Annotated in this window: 11 protein-coding genes and 1 pseudogene; 3 read left to right on the forward strand and 9 right to left on the reverse strand. The window is 31.2% G+C overall.

Going from position 1 to position 18,237, the window contains the following annotated elements; all coding sequences use genetic code 11:
- The first annotated feature begins 4 nt into the window (after positions 1-4).
- A complete protein-coding gene (locus tag BUB70_RS08260; RefSeq protein ID WP_073117782.1) occupies positions 5-487 on the forward strand; it encodes a hypothetical protein in 483 nt (160 codons plus the stop codon).
- Between the two features lie 318 nt (positions 488-805).
- Positions 806-1,456 carry a P-loop NTPase family protein gene (locus BUB70_RS08265; protein ID WP_073120432.1) on the forward strand — a complete coding sequence of 217 codons (651 nt, stop codon included), beginning with the start codon at positions 806-808 and terminating at the stop codon, positions 1,454-1,456.
- A gap of 83 nt (positions 1,457-1,539) precedes the next feature.
- Here BUB70_RS08265 and BUB70_RS08270 read toward each other — a convergent pair whose 3' ends face one another.
- The 9 genes from BUB70_RS08270 to BUB70_RS08310 form a co-directional block, all read right to left on the reverse strand.
- Positions 1,540-2,811 carry a DUF4960 domain-containing protein gene (locus tag BUB70_RS08270; protein WP_073120435.1) on the reverse strand — a complete coding sequence of 424 codons (1,272 nt, stop codon included), beginning with the start codon at positions 2,809-2,811 and terminating at the stop codon, positions 1,540-1,542.
- A 431-nt stretch (positions 2,812-3,242) separates the two neighbouring features.
- Positions 3,243-4,151 (reverse strand): carbohydrate kinase family protein, encoded by a 909-nt coding sequence (locus BUB70_RS08275; RefSeq protein WP_073120436.1) that lies wholly within the window; start codon positions 4,149-4,151, stop codon positions 3,243-3,245.
- A 1-nt stretch (position 4,152) separates the two neighbouring features.
- Positions 4,153-5,712, reverse strand: a complete 1,560-nt coding sequence (locus BUB70_RS08280; protein WP_073120439.1) for a glycoside hydrolase family 32 protein — start codon at positions 5,710-5,712, stop codon at positions 4,153-4,155.
- A gap of 11 nt (positions 5,713-5,723) precedes the next feature.
- The gene (locus BUB70_RS08285; protein WP_084730228.1) at positions 5,724-7,124 is read right to left on the reverse strand and encodes a DUF4960 domain-containing protein; all 1,401 of its coding nucleotides are present in this window, start codon (positions 7,122-7,124) and stop codon (positions 5,724-5,726) included.
- An 18-nt stretch (positions 7,125-7,142) separates the two neighbouring features.
- A complete protein-coding gene (locus BUB70_RS08290; protein ID WP_073120444.1) occupies positions 7,143-8,837 on the reverse strand; it encodes a RagB/SusD family nutrient uptake outer membrane protein in 1,695 nt (564 codons plus the stop codon).
- A 16-nt stretch (positions 8,838-8,853) separates the two neighbouring features.
- Positions 8,854-11,952, reverse strand: a complete 3,099-nt coding sequence (locus tag BUB70_RS08295) for a SusC/RagA family TonB-linked outer membrane protein (protein ID WP_073120446.1) — start codon at positions 11,950-11,952, stop codon at positions 8,854-8,856.
- Between the two features lie 17 nt (positions 11,953-11,969).
- Positions 11,970-13,565, reverse strand: a complete 1,596-nt coding sequence (locus BUB70_RS08300; protein WP_073120448.1) for a glycoside hydrolase family 32 protein — start codon at positions 13,563-13,565, stop codon at positions 11,970-11,972.
- Complete coding sequence (locus BUB70_RS08305; RefSeq protein ID WP_073120450.1) at positions 13,562-14,881, reverse strand: sugar porter family MFS transporter; 1,320 nt, start codon at positions 14,879-14,881, stop codon at positions 13,562-13,564. Before BUB70_RS08305 ends, BUB70_RS08300 begins: the two co-directional genes overlap by 4 nt.
- A 242-nt stretch (positions 14,882-15,123) precedes the next feature.
- Complete coding sequence (locus BUB70_RS08310) at positions 15,124-17,880, reverse strand: hybrid sensor histidine kinase/response regulator transcription factor (RefSeq protein ID WP_073120452.1); 2,757 nt, start codon at positions 17,878-17,880, stop codon at positions 15,124-15,126.
- A gap of 209 nt (positions 17,881-18,089) precedes the next feature.
- Here BUB70_RS08310 and BUB70_RS14260 point away from each other — a divergent pair.
- A pseudogene (locus tag BUB70_RS14260) lies at positions 18,090-18,200 on the forward strand (ATPase); the annotation flags it as partial.
- Positions 18,201-18,237 lie beyond the last annotated feature (37 nt).

The following is an 18,237-nucleotide window of genomic DNA, read 5'->3' on the forward strand; positions in this document are numbered from 1 at the left end:
GATTATGTCAGAAGTCAATTACATAAAACACTTAAAAGTTTTTTATGATAAAATAATTGATGACCAACGCTTTAATCCAACTCACATTAGTCTCTACATGGCTTTGTTTCAATTATGGAATGTGAATAGGTTTCAAACTCCTTTTTATGTAAACAGAAATGAAGTCATGATTATGGCTAAAATAGGTTCAAAAACAACTTACCACAAATGTATTCGTGATCTAAATAAATGGAAATTCATAAAATACAAACCTTCACAAAATCCATTTAAAAGTAGCGAAGTCAACATGTACAATTTTTGGACTAGTAATGGACAAGTACTGGGACAAGATGTGGGACAGGTAGTGGAACAACCTGTGGGACAAGCACTGGTATCTTATTATAAACATAATAAACATATAAAACGTAATAAACATTATAAACAGGAAAATCAAAATTCTGATTATTTAAAAGTTGAAAATGACAAAGATTATAGCCAACCGTTATGAACTATTTTTCGGAGTTCTGAACTCGTTTCAGAAAACAAAAAATAAAAGTTCCGTCCGATTTAAGTAATCTAAATTTTTAATCAAAAGACAACAAAATTTTGTAAAAATGACATACAAGGTTATTTCGTAAAAATGGATTTGAAATTTTCGTAAAAGAAAAAGCTGTTTGAGCCCGAGTACTCGGGTGAGTTCTTTTTCTTTAGAAAATGAGAATAGCATTTTAGAAATGTTCTTGAAGTCTTGACTTTTTGGTTCGTTTTGTGTCAAGACAAAATGAACGTAGAGAAATAAAACTTTAAAAATTTTAAAAAGAACTCTATGCACCCACACATCATACACGAAAAAGAAACCCTATTCGAATTAGGAACCATAGAAAACAACATCATTCACTACGATTTCGATAAAATCGTAGGCTACCTCAACTACAAAGGAAGATTAACCTTTGGAAAAAACTTTAAAATCTACGAAGATGATATGTTTTTACTTTACAAGCTTTGCTTGTATTTTATCAGAGATTATAAAAACTGTGAAAAATACGGTTTAGATCCCCACAAAGGAATTTTACTTTCTGGTCCCGTAGGTTGTGGAAAAACAAGTTGGATGAAATTATTAAAACATATTTCTCCAAATGTAATTAACTATGAAGTCATTCCTAGCAGATTCTTAACCTTTCAATTCAATAGCAAAGGTTTTGAGGTTATTGAGAAATACGGTTCTGGATTTTCATTTTGTTTTGATGATTTAGGTGTTGAACCCGATGGAAAACACTTTGGACAAGATTGTAATGTCATGGGAGAAATATTACTCTCCAGGTATGATTTATTCATCCAAAACAAAAAATTAACCTTTGCTACTACAAACCTCAATGCAGAAGAAATTGATGAACGTTACGGTTCTAGAGTTCGTTCTAGAATGCGACAACTTTTTAATCTAGTGGCTTTTGATAAGAATTGTAGGGATAAAAGGTAACCTCAATTTAATGTTTAATAAAAAACGATACATCTAATAATTGATGTATCGTTTAATCTAATTAAAAATATTAAGAGGGTATCTTATTTTATTATTTTAGAAAAATAAGTTTTCTTAGAATCAGTGTCAGTCACTTTAAGAATATAAATACCATTTGCATAGTTGCTAAAGTTTATTTTTTTAGATGTGGTTGTTATAATTGCTCTTCCACTTAAATCGTATACATCAGCTTCAACTTTCCCTGTATAATTGATGTTTAAATCGTTCACAACAGGATTTGGGTAGACAGATATTTCATCAGAATTGTAAATGTTGTTTGATGATAAAGTAACACCTGTATCAACCAAACTCTTCAAGGTGTTTTCAGTTAGTAATTTAACATTATTGTTATTTCCTGTTCCAGGAGCATACCAATCATAAACACCAGACCCATACCAAACAATAGTTCCGTGTCCTCCTGTTCTTGGATTGAACTGAGCTCCTTGGATTTCGTTTCCATCACAATTGTCTAGTAATATTTCTGCATTTAAAGTACTTTCAAATTCAGTTCTACGATCAGCAATTGTTCCACCAATATCATCATAAATTCTTCCAAAATCTAAATTGTATTGACAAGCACGGTTTTTCTTTTCAGTGTCAGCTGATAAAAACTCAATCGATAGTGTAGAAAAAGAACAGGTAGCAACAGTAGTTGTAATATCTGAAATATATGAACTAGAAGAATCACCACTCCAATTAGCACCCCAAGCATCTGCGGTATTTGCAGCATTAACTGTAACATCTCCAAAAGTTTGGTTTGGTCTATATTCCCATGGATTAGTTAAACCATCAAAAGTTCCAATAACCTCTAAAGCTTTTCCTGCATAGTTTCCTAAAAAGATATTTCCTCCAGCTTCATAAAAAGAACGAATACTACTAATAAAAGCATCTTCTAAAGCAATACATGCAGCATCACCACCATTCCATTCAAAACCAGTTTCTTTAATTACACAATGTCTTGTTACACCATCTCCTTCAGTAGTTCCCCTAGGCCATTCATTTAAACGTTCAGGATAAGTTGCACCATCACTTTGTATCCAAATAGCATCATAACTACTGATGTCAGCACCTTCAGCTACATCTTGAAATGAAAAATATGTTCCACTAATATCTGCTTGAGACGGAATAAAAACATCCATAAACCATACAGCGGCAGCTCTATCGTCATCATAAGTGAATCCATCAGCAGCTGCAGGAATATTATCATTATAAGTAGGAGCTTGTCCTAAAAAAGCGATGCTCTTAGATTGTGCTTTTAAATTGTAGCATTGTAATAAAAAAGAGACAGCAATTAATTTTAAAGTAATTGTTTTCATTTTAGAATAATTTAAAGTTTATTAATAATAGTTTGTGTTATATTCTAAATTATTGACAAATAAATGATGATTGTTTTGTGTTTGTTTCAAACTAATAAGGATTTGATAAGTAGTTCAAAGAGATGTAAAGACTCCTTGTTTTATATAGGTTTCAACGGTGACTTAAATCGAATTTTATTTTTTTAATTATGATTATGTAACTAGTACTTATGGTATAGTTACAGTATATTTTATATGTTGGTACTAAGAGTAAATGGTTACATAATTAAGAGAGCAATAAAAAGATTACAAATGACAGATTTAATAAAGTAGCAGATGAAACATATTATTTTAAAACGCAGAAAAAGTTCTAATGATTAGGTGTTTAAACATAAAAAAAGCATCTAAGTTTATTTTTAGATGCCTTTTAATATTAAAACTTAACAATTGTTTTATTGTTTTTGAGGGTTTAAAAAGTGATAAATATCTTCTTCTTTGATTTCTGGGTTGGCCCCTTCGTGTCCTGCTACAATAGAACCTATGGCACAAGCAAAATCAATTGCTTTTTGTGGATTTCCATTACTTAGTAATTGTGTTATCAACGAAGCTAAAAAAGAATCTCCAGCACCTACTGTATCAATTACTTTTATTAAAAAACCAGCATTATAATACAAAATACCTTTCCATAACAATACTGCTCCATGTTTCCCTTTTGTAACACAAATAGAATCAGTATTTGTGTATTGAGAAATGAAGTGAATATTTTCTTCAATAGATTTTGAGGTTGAACCTAGTTCTGCAGAAATTTCTAACAATTCTTCATCATTAAACTTAATAAAATCAGCATGACTCATTAAGTTTTTTAAAGTATCTATTTTGTAATGTGAAGCTCTTAAGTTTACATCAAATACTTTATAAGATTTATTGTTTTTTAACAAGTTGTAAAGCGTTGTTCTGGAAACTTCATCACGACAAGCCAAACTTCCATACAAGAAAACATCAGAAGAGGAAACAATATTTTTTAGACTTTGGTTAATTTCTATTTTATCCCATGCTGATGGATGCTCAATAGTATAGGTAGCAGAACCACTCTTACTAAGTTCTACTGTAACAACTCCAGTGTCATAGTTGTTTTTTATAATAATTCCCGAAGTGTCTATTCCATGATTATTAATATAGTCGACAAGAGTACTTCCATCCTTATCATTACCCACAGCACTAATCATAGTTACAGGAAAACCAAAAGATTTAATTCTTAAGGCTAAATTTAAAGGGGCTCCACCAATTTTTTTAGCAGTTTTAAAAACATCAAACAATACTTCGCCGTAGCTAACAAATTTTAGGTCTTTATTATGAAACATATTAATAAGGATTTTTTATGGTTAAGTTTGAGAATACAGTTTGATTGTTTTCACTAAAAAAACTCCATTTTTTTCCTGTAACATCATATAATCTATTGCTAAATGCAACCTCATCGTTAATATAAAGCACACAAATATCTTCATTTGTGGTAATGCTGACTTTGTATTCAGTATTAGCAGTAAAATTAAAAGGGACATGGTTTAGATATAAATCATTTCCATCATTAACATTGTAAGCTGCTACTCTGTTAAAACCAGGTTCAAAAGCAATTTTAAAAGCAGTATTACTTTCTGTTTCATGATTTAATAATACTCCAAAATCTCCATTAGATTGCATCTCAATTTTAAATTCAATATGATTTGATTTTTTTAAGCTATTAAAAGAAATAATTGCATCACTAGAAGTTCCATCTAAAATAAAAGTATTATTGTTTTGAGTAACAGTACCCATTATATTTTCTACAGTTAATGTTGCATTGTTTGTGTAAACAGGAGCAATGCTTTCAAGTTGTTTAACACTTAAAGTACCATCGTTGTTTTGAATAAGTTCATGTGTAACAATATTACCTCCCCATTCTTTATTTCCTGTATTATTTTCTGGTGATTTTCTAGCAGTCCAACCAAATAAATAACGTTTGTTTCCATCTGAAGCAGTTTTGGCTGCATATAAATAGCTTCCATCAAAACGATCTAAAGTAGGAGTTGTCCATGGTCCGTTAGGAGAGTTTGCTATTCTATAATGTGTACCTGTATGACTACTCCAGTTTTCTGAAAAGATTAAATACCAATAGGCTCCCATTTTAAAGATATCAGCACACTCTAACATTAAATAGTTTTCTTGTGGTGTGGTAGTGTAAATAGGATTTTGTACTGTCCAATTGTTTGTTGCAGGATCATCAGAAGTAAATAATAAAACGACAGCTTTTCTGGCAGGGTCTGTTTGTGTAGACATCAACATCCAATATTTCCCATCTTCTTCATTATAGAATACATGTGGGTCTCTAAAATCAAAATCAGTATAACCAGTAGGAGCAGTTATCTTAAAATCGTCAATTTTAGTCCAATTTTCTAAATCTGTACTCGTAGCACACAAAACACTTTCTCTAGGGTTATTTTGAACAAAAGGAGTGTTTCCATTATGTCCTGTATAGTAAAAATAATAGGTGTCTCCAACTTTAACCACAGAACCTGTTCCTACTCCAAAGTCAGGCTCATCTGAAGCTCCATAAGGAATCATTCTACCTTTATAATTAAACTCTGTAAAATTAGTTGTTTCAAAATTATGTATGTCATGAAACCCTTTACCGGCAGGTTTTGTTTTGGCATCGTGTAAAAAGAATAAATTAAACTTACCATCATTATAATAAGGCATAATATCTCCTACATAACCAGAGGTGTAATATGGATCTGTTTCTCCCAACCATTGTTCTGGTGGTAGTGGATATACGTTTGTTTGAGTCTCTGGATCTACAGGGACTTGAGTAAATGCGTCATCATCATTTGAGCAAGCCAAAATGGTAAACACGGATAGGTATGTAAATATTTTATTAGTTAAGTTCATCTTTTTAAATTTTAATTATCTGCTAAATAGTTTAGACTATTTGCTGTTAAAAGTTTGATATTATCAATAAAACCATTGGCTTGACTTGGTGTTCCACTGCTGTCATCTTCATTATACCAATCATAAGCACCCATAGAAATAACAACTGTTTTAATATCAGAAGTACCTCCAGGGAATTCAGCAATGGTTACACGACCGTTTAATCCATCATCCCATGCTTCACTAGCTAGATTATTTCCTCCAGTTTGATCTCTCCATCCAGCACCATCATTATATCCTCCCCACTCTGGTAAAAACCACCATGCAGTATGGTTTAATCTAAATGTTCCTGCTTCTAATAAATTGGCTTTTCCTGTAGCAAAAGTGTCTAACCCCAAAAAGATAGGATGATCTTCATGACTTACAAATGACATTCCCCATGAATTACCATCTACAAACCCATTTGGCGGAAAATCTCCAAAAACATTATTAGGCCCTTTACCTGAAGGAACAATATTCAATGCTTCTACATATTGAGAGGCAAATGTGGTTAATAATAAGTTACCTCCATTAGTTTGATATGTTTTTAATGCAGTTGTAACACTAGCATCTAAAGCAATAGTTGGTAGACTAGTAGCTTCATCATAATGCCACCAAATAACATCAATACCTTCTAAAGAAGCTCCGTTTTTAATATCTGTAAAAGAAATGTACTGAGCTCCTGCGTAGTTGGCAAACAACCAGTTTGATGCAGCAATTTCGTCTAAATTTGAGATTGCTTGTTTAGAAGCTGATGTTCCTAAAAAGGCAATGACTGGTCCGCTAAGAGGAGTGGTGATATTTACTGTATATTCTTCTGTCAATCCTGTTGAAATGACATTGAATTTTACTGGACTAGAAAAATCAATAGTGCTACCAGAGGTAATACTGGCAGTCACTCCTTCAGATAATTCAAGGGTAGGTTGCAATGCTGTCAGGTCAGTACCTTCAGGCATGGTAAGCGCAATAACTTTGGAGTTGTGATTGATACTTGCTGAAAGTTCTCCAATCTTAAAACTTGTAATGGGTTTTTGAGTACTAACGTTAACCGCATATTTTTTAAAGATATTTCCACCATAAACATTATAAGTAACAGTATTGCTAAAATCAATACTAGTTCCTAGTTCAGGGATAATAGTAGTTCCGTTTGGAATAAAAATTTCTGGAGTAATAGCAGTAATATCTGTTCCATAAGGTAGCGTAGCTGTTATCTTACTTTCTTTATTATTGATTTCTGCACTGATATTATTTACAGTAAACGAATTAATGTTTACAGAAACATTGGTAACAAAAGCAGATTCATCAAAGTTGTCTTCACAAGCTGATAAAAGACTCACTAAAAATAGAAGGGCACATGACAGCAATCCTATTTGTTTATTTATTATTTTTTTCATCGTTTAGCTTTTTTAGAGTTAGTATCTTTTGTTTTGTTTGTATAGACCTTGGCTGAAATTAATTTGTGCCAATGGAATAGGGCAGAACTCTTCTTTGTTCTTGTCAAAACCAGCATCTAGGTAATATCCTCTTTTTGTTTTCTCTTCAGCATAGTATGCGTTTAATGTTTCTGAAGCAACTCCCCATCTAACCAAATCAAAAAATCGGTAACCTTCCATGGCAAATTCTAACCTACGTTCCCAACGTAAAGCTTTGCGAGCAAAATCTTGACTCCACACACAGTTTACCCCATCTTCATACTGACTAATTAAATTGTTTGAAGTATAGCTACTTGTTAAAGTTGTACTTGCAGCAGCTCTTGCTCTAATTTGGTTGATGATTGGTAAAGCATCATTGTGTTGTCCCATTTCTATCAACGCTTCAGCTCTAATTAATAATACATCAGCATAACGAATTAGGATTCTGTTTTTTGAATTCCCATAAAAAGGATCGATATTTACAAAACAACCACAGTCTGGTTGTACATTTTCTTTTAAAGAAGCAAAATATCCATAGGTTCCAGGAGATCTGTTCCAGCTTTCTTCATAGATATAATCCTCTGCATATTTAAAAGGCAATCCAGGAATGGCTACAGTGTGATATAATCTTGGATCTACATCAAAACTATTTAATTGATTATAATCTAAATCAGTATCATTAAAAGTGTCAAACATTGGCAATCCATCTGCAGTAGTTTTAAAGGCATTAACTAAATTTTGACTAGGTTTATGAAAATCACAACAACCCAAACCTTGTGGTACCGATAATACATCTCCAAAATTTAATCTTCCATGCAAAGTTCCATCATTATCTGAATACTGTACAGCAAACACAGATTCAGAACCATTTTCATAACTACCTGGTAAAAAGTTAAATCCAAAATCAGCTTCTAAAGAATAAGTTCCTATAACTTGATCTGTAGCATTAATTACTTTTTGTAATGTTTGTTGATTGATATTGGTTACATTGTAATCCTCATCTTGCTCATAAGCCTGGTACAATCTTGTTTTAGCCAAATAAGCATAAGCAGCATATTGGTTTACACGACCTACTTGTGATTGGGTAGGTGGAGTGTTGTTTGCTGCAAATTCAAAATCAGTAGCAATGTTTTCCCAAAGTTGATCGTCAGTTAATGCTCTGTTTGACACCAAACCATATTCTTCTGGGACTGTATCTTCAGTTACATAAGGAATGTTTTTAAACATAATTTTAAGCATAAAGTAAAAATGACCTCTTAGAAAATGCATTTCACCCAATCTTGATTTTTTTTGAGGGAATTCTTGTTCTGTAATCTGATTTAATGCTGCAATAGCTTTGTTTGCTCTAGAAATCCCTACATAGTAATTATACCATAGTTTGTCTAATTCGGCAAAGTCAGTACGAATATTATTTGAGATTTCAAAAAAGTGAAAAGCTTGAATATCGTTGGTTCCACTACCTCCTTTATAAGCATCATCTGCTCTAACATTTCCATATGGCCATAAACTAAATGGGGTGTCATAATGGTCGTTTCCTAAAGCAGCATAAGCTGAAGTAATAAAACCATCCACATTATCAGCATTAATAACATCTTCTTCAGACAATACGCCTTTTGGTTTAATTTCTAAAAAGTCCTCGCAGGACACAGTTGTGAATAATAATAAACAACTAAATATATATACAATCGTTTTCATGATTATTAAGTTTTAATTAAAGTGAAATGTTTAATCCTAAAGTAAATGTTAATGGTAATGGATAACCAAATCCTGGATTTTCAGGATCAATACCTGTAAAATTAGACGAACTAATGGTTAGTAAATTTTGTGCATTTACATATACTCTAAAGTTTTGGATTTTATAGGTTTCTATGATTTTTTTAGGAATTGTATACCCTAATTGTAATACACGCAGTTTTAAATAACTACCGTTTTCTATATAATAAGTTGAAAACCTTGATTCAGCATTACTATCAACAGTAGTTAATGCAGGAATAGTTGAGTTTGGATTTTGTGGAGACCAAGCGTTTAATAATCGGGTTCCTTTGTTTGATCCTACATCATCAACACTCCAAAAATCGGTTTGATACTTTGTTTGGTTAACTACATCTATATCACCTACACCTTGCCAAAAAGTTGTCAAGTCAAAATTCTTATAACCTAAAGAAACATTAAATCCATAGTTAAAACCAGGGTTTGGATTTCCTATCCACGTTCTGTCCTCACTGTCAATAGTTCCATCATTATTTAAATCTTTATACCTAATACGTCCTAAACCTTTTCCAGGTTGAATAGCAGAGTTTTCAACTTCTTGTTGTGATGTAAACAGTCCATCGGCTACATGTCCGTACATAGAATTAATAGGTCTTCCTAGAATATTATCATCTAGACCATTTCCTCCGTAATTGTTCTTTACTTCTTCAGGAAGTTTTGTGATTTGATTTCTGTTTGCAGAAAGGTTTGCCGACATTTCATATTTTAATCCCCAGTCAGTATTGTTTTTATAATTCAAAGCAAATTCAATTCCTTCATTTTCCATAGAAGCTCCATTAACCCATCTATTACCACCTTCACCAATGACTCCTAAATATGGAGGAAGTACTAAGATATCTTCAGTTACTTTTTTATAAACATCAACACTACCTGTTAATCTTTGATTAAAGAAACCAAAGTCAAGACCAATATTTGTTTGAGTGGTAGTTTCCCATTTTAAATCATCGTTTCCTGTTTGAGTGGCAATAAAACCAGAAGGTAACAACCCTGAACCTGCTCCTGATAAGTCATAAGCAGTTCCGTAAGAGGTGTTCCAAGTAGGATCCCCACCAGCATAATTGGCTAAGTATAAAGAATAAATAGCTTCGTTACTAATTTCTTGATTACCAGTTTGTCCCCAACCTGTACGTAGTTTTAAATCTGAAAAGAAGGCTAAATTATTTTTGGCAAATTCTTCTTTGTTAATTCTCCATCCTGCAGAAAAGGCAGGAAAGGTACCAAAGCGATTGTTTTTTCCAAATCTAGAAGAACCATCTCTTCTAATGGTTGCAGAAAATAAGTAACGACTATCATAATCATAAGTAGCTTTTCCAAAATAGGATAACAAACTATATGAACTAGCTGAACCATAGGTATAAGCTTCTCCTGTACCTGCATCCGGATACATATAATCAGGATCTTCTGTTATAAAATCTTCTTTTCTTAAAGTAGTGTTTCTCGCATCTTCTTTAAACATCTCTGTACCTGCTAATAAATTAATATTATGATTGTTCAATTTTAAATCATATTGTACAGTATTAGTCCATGTCCATTTTAGATTGTTTGACTGCTCAATAGAAACAGAGTTTTGATCATTCTTTAAATATCCAGATACATAACTACGTTGTAAAGATCTTTTGTGAAAATCACTAAGATCCAACCCAAAACTAGTTTTAAAAGTAAGGTTGTCTATTGGTCTTAACTCGGCATAAGTATTACCAAACAAGCGCATATAGCTATAACCATTGTCTTTATTGTATTCTAATAGTCTAACAGGGTTTTGTCTATCATTCATTCCTCCAACAGGACCTCCCCATCCTTTTCCATCTACAGTTCGAACTGGAATAATAGGTAAAGCTCTTAAAGCAGGGTCTAAAACTCCTGGATCTGAAACCTCGTTGGTTCTGTTGATAGTAAAGTTTTCTCCAATTTTTAATTTTCCATCAAAAAAATTATAAGAAGAATTGATACGAGAAGACAAGCGTTTAAAATTAGTAGTTTTTACAATTCCTACATTATCATAATATCCCAAAGAAAACATATAAGCTCCTTTTTCAGAACCATTAGACATAGATAGATTTACCGAATTAGCTTTTCCTAATTGAGAAATTTCATCATACCAATTGGTGTTTGAAGACTTAATGGTTTGCTCTGTGTTTAAATATTCTGGAACTAACACATTATTCAGTGTAGGTTTTCCATTATAAACTCCCCAGTTAAACTGATAACTTAAGTTGTTTGTATTAGGATCTATACCATCGTTTATATTTGCTTGCCATAATACTTGTCCATATTCTTTAGCGTTTAAAACGTCTAATTTATTAGCATAGTTAGATAGGGTTGAATAGTAATCTAGATTAAGTCTCATTTTTCCTTCTTTTCCCTGTTTGGTTGTAATAATAATAACACCATTAGAAGCTCTAGAACCGTAAATACTTGCCGAAGATGCATCTTTTAATACTTGTATAGATTGAATATCATTCGGGTTTAATTCATGCATACCTCCTTTGGTTGGTACTCCATCAATTACATACAAAGGATCGGTGTTGTTTAAAGTACCAATACCTCTAATATTTATTTTAGTATTTCCTCCACTAGGAGAACCATCGGTAGAAATATTTACTCCTGCTAAACGACCTTGTAAAGCTTTTATAGGGTTAGGTTCTGTTTGTTTGTTAAGTTCATCCATATCTACCACAGAAACAGCTCCAGTAATGTCTGCTTTTTTCTGTGAGGTATATCCGGTAACGATTACTTCATCTAATTGTTCGTTACTAGGGTTTAGTTTGATGTTTAGAGTAGCATTGTTATTTATAACTACTATTTTAGTTGTATATCCTAAATAACTAAGCTCTAAACTTTCACCTATTGAGATATTATTGATGATAAAATTTCCGTCAAAATCGGTAATGGTTCCAATTGATTTTCCCTTGATGACAATAGATACACCAGGTAGCGGCATATTATCTTCAGAAGATACAACAGTACCTTTCACTTCTATTTCTTGAGCCATTAAAACAGTGAGCTGAAGAAAGAATAAAAGAATTAATTTATACTTCATAATTTAGTTTTTATAGTTTAGTTTATGTTTAATTGGTTAGCCTTTAATATCGATATTTCTGCATCTTTCTCCGAAGATTCAATAGAAAGGTTCATATATGGTTGGTTTGTGAAAAATATTTCAGTCAATACCTCTTCTCCATTATTAAAGAAGATCTCTATAGATGTTTTATCTAATATGATTTTAAATGCTGCAGAGTTATGTCTCTTGTCTAAGTTTGCTTTTGATATTTTATTAGCAAAATCATTAGAAAAGTTAATAATTCCTGATTTCTTACGATCTATAAACAAGAAGTTTTCTTTATTGTTAATTCCAAATTTTAAAGTATCTCCAATAGTATTGTTTAAAGAAAAAGTATAAGTGTCAGTCTTCATGTTTCTTAAGCTAACATCAATTACTGATTTAGATAAATCTAATTCATCCCCTTTTAACAAAATGGTATTGTTTTTAAATACTATATTTTTTTTGGTAATGGTTTCTTTAAAATAATTACCCAATTGTGTTACAGGAGTTGATATTAACTTATATTCTGAACTAGAGTATGATAGTTTTAACTCTCGTGGTAGCGTCATACTACTTCTCCAGGTTTCAGTAGGAACATCTTGTGCATATTGCCAGTTAGACATCCATCCAATATAAGTAGGATTAGCACTAGGGCTGTTGTTCCAAGTAACACCTGCATAGTTGTCTTTTCCAGAATCTAACCACAAAGCTTCTTTTTTACTTAATTGATTTTTAAACAGAGGGTCTAACTTAAAAGTTTTTCCATCAAAATCTCCAATAAAATATTGAGTTGCAGAACCTCCATTAGGTCCCCCAGGATTTAAACTTTGCAACAGAACCCATTTTGTGTTTGCAGAGTCGTTTATCTTCATTGGAAAAAAATCAGGACATTCCCAAACACCTCCATGAGCACCAATATTTTGACCAAATTCTGATAAATATGTCCAATCTATTAAGTTTTTTGAACTATAAAATTGTGCTCGGTCATTGGCTGCTAAAGTCATAATCCATTGTTGATGAATGTCATCCCATGTAACTTTAGGGTCTCTAAAATTTTTAATACCTGGGTTTTTAAGAACTGGATTGTTTGAGTATTTTGTCCAAGTCATTCCGTTATCTAATGAATAGGCTATTCCTTGACTTTCAATATCAATTTTTCCTGCTTTTTCTTTAATAGGATCATGATAGGTATAAATAGCAACAACAGGAGTGCGGGTTTCATCTCCAAAACCAGAAGTATTGTGATGGTCTACCACTGCACTTCCTGAAAATATATATCCTAATTTATCTGGATACAAAGCAATAGGTTGTTGTTTCCAAGCTATTAAATCTGTACTAGTGGCATGCCCCCAGTGCATAGGTCCCCATTTGTTTCCGTTCGGATAATACTGAAAATACAAATGATAAGTTCCGTCTAAATAAAACATTCCATTAGGATCATTCATCCAATTTTCTTCAGGAGTGAAATGGAAATTAGGTCTATATAATTGCTCTTCCGTAAGAACAACCTTTTTTTCTAATGTAGGAGAACTCTTCTTCTCGTTTTTATGAATACTGTTACAGCCTATTATGGCTATAAGGAGTAGTCCTGTTAGTGTAAGTTTTTTCATTGATATTTATTTTCTAGTTTTTGACTTAATTTTTCTAGTGTAATTCCTTTGGTTTCAGGCATCATAAATTTTACAAAGATCAATTGAAACACCATAGCTATAGTAAAGATGAGAAACACTGTTCCTGCTCCAATAGAGGAGAATAAAAAGGGAATTAAAGAAGGGATTATAGCAGCGAGTACCCAATGAGTTGAGCTTCCAAATGCTTGTCCTGAAGCTCTTAAATGATTTGGAAATATTTCCGAAATAAAAACCCAAATAACAGCTCCTTGACCAATGGCATGAGAAGCTATAAATAGGAATAAAAAAATGGGAACCGCCATTCCAGTCCATCCTAAATAAAATGCAGCAGAGACTAATCCTAATGAAATAATATAGCCTATAGACCCAAAATACATAAGTGTTTTTCTTCCTAATTTATCTATTAAGAACACCCCTAATAAAGTAAAAATCATATTAACAATACCTACACCAATACTACTTAACAATGCAGTTCTTTCTCCTAAACCTGCTTCTTCAAAAATTCTAGGAGCATAGTATAGAAATGCATTGATTCCAGATAATTGATTAAAAAAGGCCATTAAAAAAGCAAGGATTAATGGAAATCTGTATTTTTTCATGAAAATGTTTTCATGTTTTAAATTATCATTACTATTATTAATTCCTTGAATGATTTTTTCCACATCCTGATTAGGATCGATGGTGTTTAAAATAACTTTAGCTTCGTTTATTCTTCCTTTAGAAATTAACCAACGTGGACTTTGTGGAATGGTAAGAACAAAGAGTGTATAGATAACCGCAGGAATGGCTTCAACTCCTACCATCCATCTCCAATCGTTTTCACTAATACCGTTTAATAAATAGTTAGATAAAAAAGCAACTAAGATTCCAAACACAATATTAAATTGGTAAAGAGATACCAATCGACCTCTATCTTTTGCTGGAGCAATTTCTGAAATATAAGTGGGAGCAGCAATAGTAGAAACCCCTACACCAAGTCCACCAATAAATCTAAAAACTGCAAAAGTAATTGGATCATTAGCCATTCCAGACCCAATGGCCGAGACTGCATAAAATATACCTATAATTAATAAGGTATGTTTTCTTCCTATTTTATTGGTTGGAATTCCTCCTAAAAGAGCACCTATAACTGTACCCCATAATGCCATAGCCATGACAACTGATCCATGAAATGCATCTGAGGTATTCCATAATAGTTGTAGTTTTTTATCAGCACCAGAAATAACAACGGTATCAAATCCAAAAAGGAAACCTGCTAGAGCTGCTGTGATAGACCACATTAAAATTTTTCTCATTTTCGTAAATATTTTAGTTGTCAACTAAATTATTAATGAAATTGAGAGTTTTATTTTAAAGATGTTTCAAAGTATTGTGGTTTTTTGAATTAATGCTATTAAATGTCTTAATCCTTTAGCAATAAAGAGGTTTAGGTTTTTTTTATATATCCTAAAGATTATAGAATTACAGTCATGTAACATCGTATTAAGAATATGTTACATGATTGATATTGTATGTAACATATATTTATTCATTATCTTTATTCATTATCTTTATTAGAATTGGATTTTCTATATGAATTTGGAGACATACCGAATTTATTTTTGAAAACTGTTGAAAAGTAATTAGGAGATGAGAATCCATTTTTATAGGCAATTTCGGAAATGGTTAAGGTAGATTTGTCTAACATTTCTTTTGCAATATCTAACTTAAAGTTGTTGATGTAATCACTTACATTAATGCCAAAAATAGCTTTTACTTTTCTATATAATTGCACACGTGAAATGTGTAATGATTCTGCTAAATTTTCAACAGAGAAATCAGAGTTGTCTATGTTTTTATTGATGTAACTATTTAATTTACTTACAAACTCTTGCTCTATGTTTCCAAAAGATTTGTTTGAAGTAAGTTTGTTAATATTATTAGTGTAATAATATCTTAACTTTTCTCTATTGTAAAGTAATGATTTGATGGATTGTGTTAAAATGGAATAATTAAAAGGTTTTGTAAGGAATAAATCTGCACCAGATTTTAATCCCTGCATATAAGATTCTTGATTACCTAAAGCCGTTAAAATAATAGTAGGTATGTGAGAGGTTCTTAAATCATTTTTTAATATTTCACAGATTTCAAAACCATTTTTAAGCGGTAAGTTTACGTCGCAAATAATAATATCTGGAATGTGCTCAAATGCTTGTTCTGTAGCATCAGTTCCATCTGACAACATAATTTGAAACTCATTTTGAAGTTTGTTTTTTAAGAAGAAAGACAAGTCTTTATTGTCTTCTATAATCAAAATAGAGGCTTTGTCTCCTGTAGATACTATTTCATCAGCATAGTCGTCCTCATCTGGTATTATTTCAGAAGTCATGTTTAAAAGATTTGCATCTATAACTTCAGGTTCTGTAATTATTTGATCTTCGTTAAAATGAGTGTTTCCTTTAAATAAAGTGATCGTAAACTCTGTTCCTTGAAAAGAACTTACTTCTATTTTTCCCAAATGTAATTCTATAAATTGTTTGCTTAAATGTAATCCAATTCCAGAGCTGTTTTTACGGTTATTTGATCCTTTAAAAAAGGCTTCAAAAACATTACTCATTTCATCTTCTGGAATTCCAATACCATTGTCTTTAAAAGTGATGGTTACATTATTCCCTTTTTTATTATCATGAATAATAATATCTATTTTACCATTATCAGGGGTGAATTTAAATGCATTTGAGAGTAAATTAAAGTAGACTTTATCCATTAAATTCCTGTCAAAAAACAATTCTAAATCTTGGTTGTTTGTTGTTAATTCAAACTTAATATTTCGCTTTTTTGCTTCACTTTCAAAATCTCTATAAAGTCCGTTAGAAAAATCATAAACGTTGGTTTTAGAAGCTCTCATGTTAAACATTTTGTCTTCAATTTTTCTAAAATCTAATAGGTTGTTTATGAGTCTTAAAAGTCTGTTTGAATTTTTATTAATTAATTCAATTTCATAACTAGGTTTACTCCCTTTGTTTTTTGAATTTTCTCTTAAAGATTCTATGGAACTCAATATTAATGTAATAGGAGTTTTAAATTCATGAGACAATCCTGTGAAAAAATTAAATTTAGCATCGTTACTTTCTTTAACTTCATTGGCTATTTTTTCAATTTGATTTCTTTGAATAGTTATTTTTTCGTTGTTTAAAGTTAATTGCCTATTCCTTTTTCTTACTGTAAAAATTAAATAAATACTATAGATGGTTAAACTTAAAATAACGATTAAAACAAACACAGATAGTTTTAATAGGTTGTTTTGAGAATAGTACAATTGTTTCTGTTTTTTAATGGCACTTACTTGATTTTCAATAATAGCTTGTTGTTCATCAATTTTATCAAATTGATTTCGCATAATATCTACATTAAAACGATCAATAATTGTAGTACCAAGTACTTGTCTTTTAGCTACAGTTTCTTTATGGTGTATTTTAATAGCTGTTTCAATAGCCTCTACTGCTCCGGTAGGATATAAAATAGTTGCACTAAACTTTCCATCAAGTATCATTTGAATTCCACCAACCGAACTATTTAGTCCATCTACACCAATAAATTTAAGTTGATTTTCTACTCCAGATTTTCTTGCAATTTCCCATGCTTTTCCTGCTAAGTCATCATTAAAAGCAAATAAATAATCAACCTTATTCTCTTTTAATGAGTCTAGTGTACGTTTAAAGTCATCAACAGGAAGTCCTTTAAAACTTTTAATAATATGAACATTTGGAAGTTTGTCTAAAACTTCATGGAATCCTTTGCTTCTTTCACGTGTAGGAGAAGAATTATCGTCTCCTTTTATTTCTAACACATTGATTTCTTTATTTGTTGAGGAAGCAATATATTGTGCAGCTTGTCTCCCAACCTCAATGTTGTCAGCACCTATATAAGTAGTGTATTTGTTAGAGTTAATTTTTCTGTCTAGTAAAATAATAGGAATTCCATAACTATAAGCTTTTTCAATAACAGGAACCAAGGCATCTGGATCTATTGGAGAAACAATAATAACATCAACCTTTTTATCAATAAATGTTTGAATGTTTTTAATTTGGTTTTCTACAACATCATCAGCTTTTAAAATAGTTAGCTCAACTTCTGAATGTAAAGAAGCCTGAATTTCCATAGAATAATTCATAGCAGTCCTCCATGGGTGTCCACCTAATCCTTGTGAAAAACCAATTTTAATACTTGAATCTTCATTATTTATTGTTTGATTACATGCCCAAAAAAGGATTGAACTTGTTACAATAATTATTTTAAATATTTTAGAAGTCATTGAGTTTATATTATATGATTTCAGAATAAATCTACCAAACATGAAAGAATTACAAAGTATAAAGAATTACAAAGTATATTAAATACTTATAGATACAATTATACTTATAAAATATAAGTAAATACAAAAAATAATTCTAATTAATTTAAATAAAGCTTGGATTATGGAATCATATTAAATCGTAATAAATTCGATTGTAGTCATGTATATTAAATACACAAGAAATTGATAAACGTTACGGTTCTAGAGTTCGTTCTAGAATGAGACAATTATTTAATTTAGTTGCTTTTGATAAAAATTGTAGGCATAAAAGGAATTAATTATATAATTTTATTAAATTATTTTAATCTTTCTTTC

This window comes from Wenyingzhuangia marina (genome assembly GCF_900130035.1).
Lineage (GTDB): Bacteria > Bacteroidota > Bacteroidia > Flavobacteriales > Flavobacteriaceae > Wenyingzhuangia > Wenyingzhuangia marina.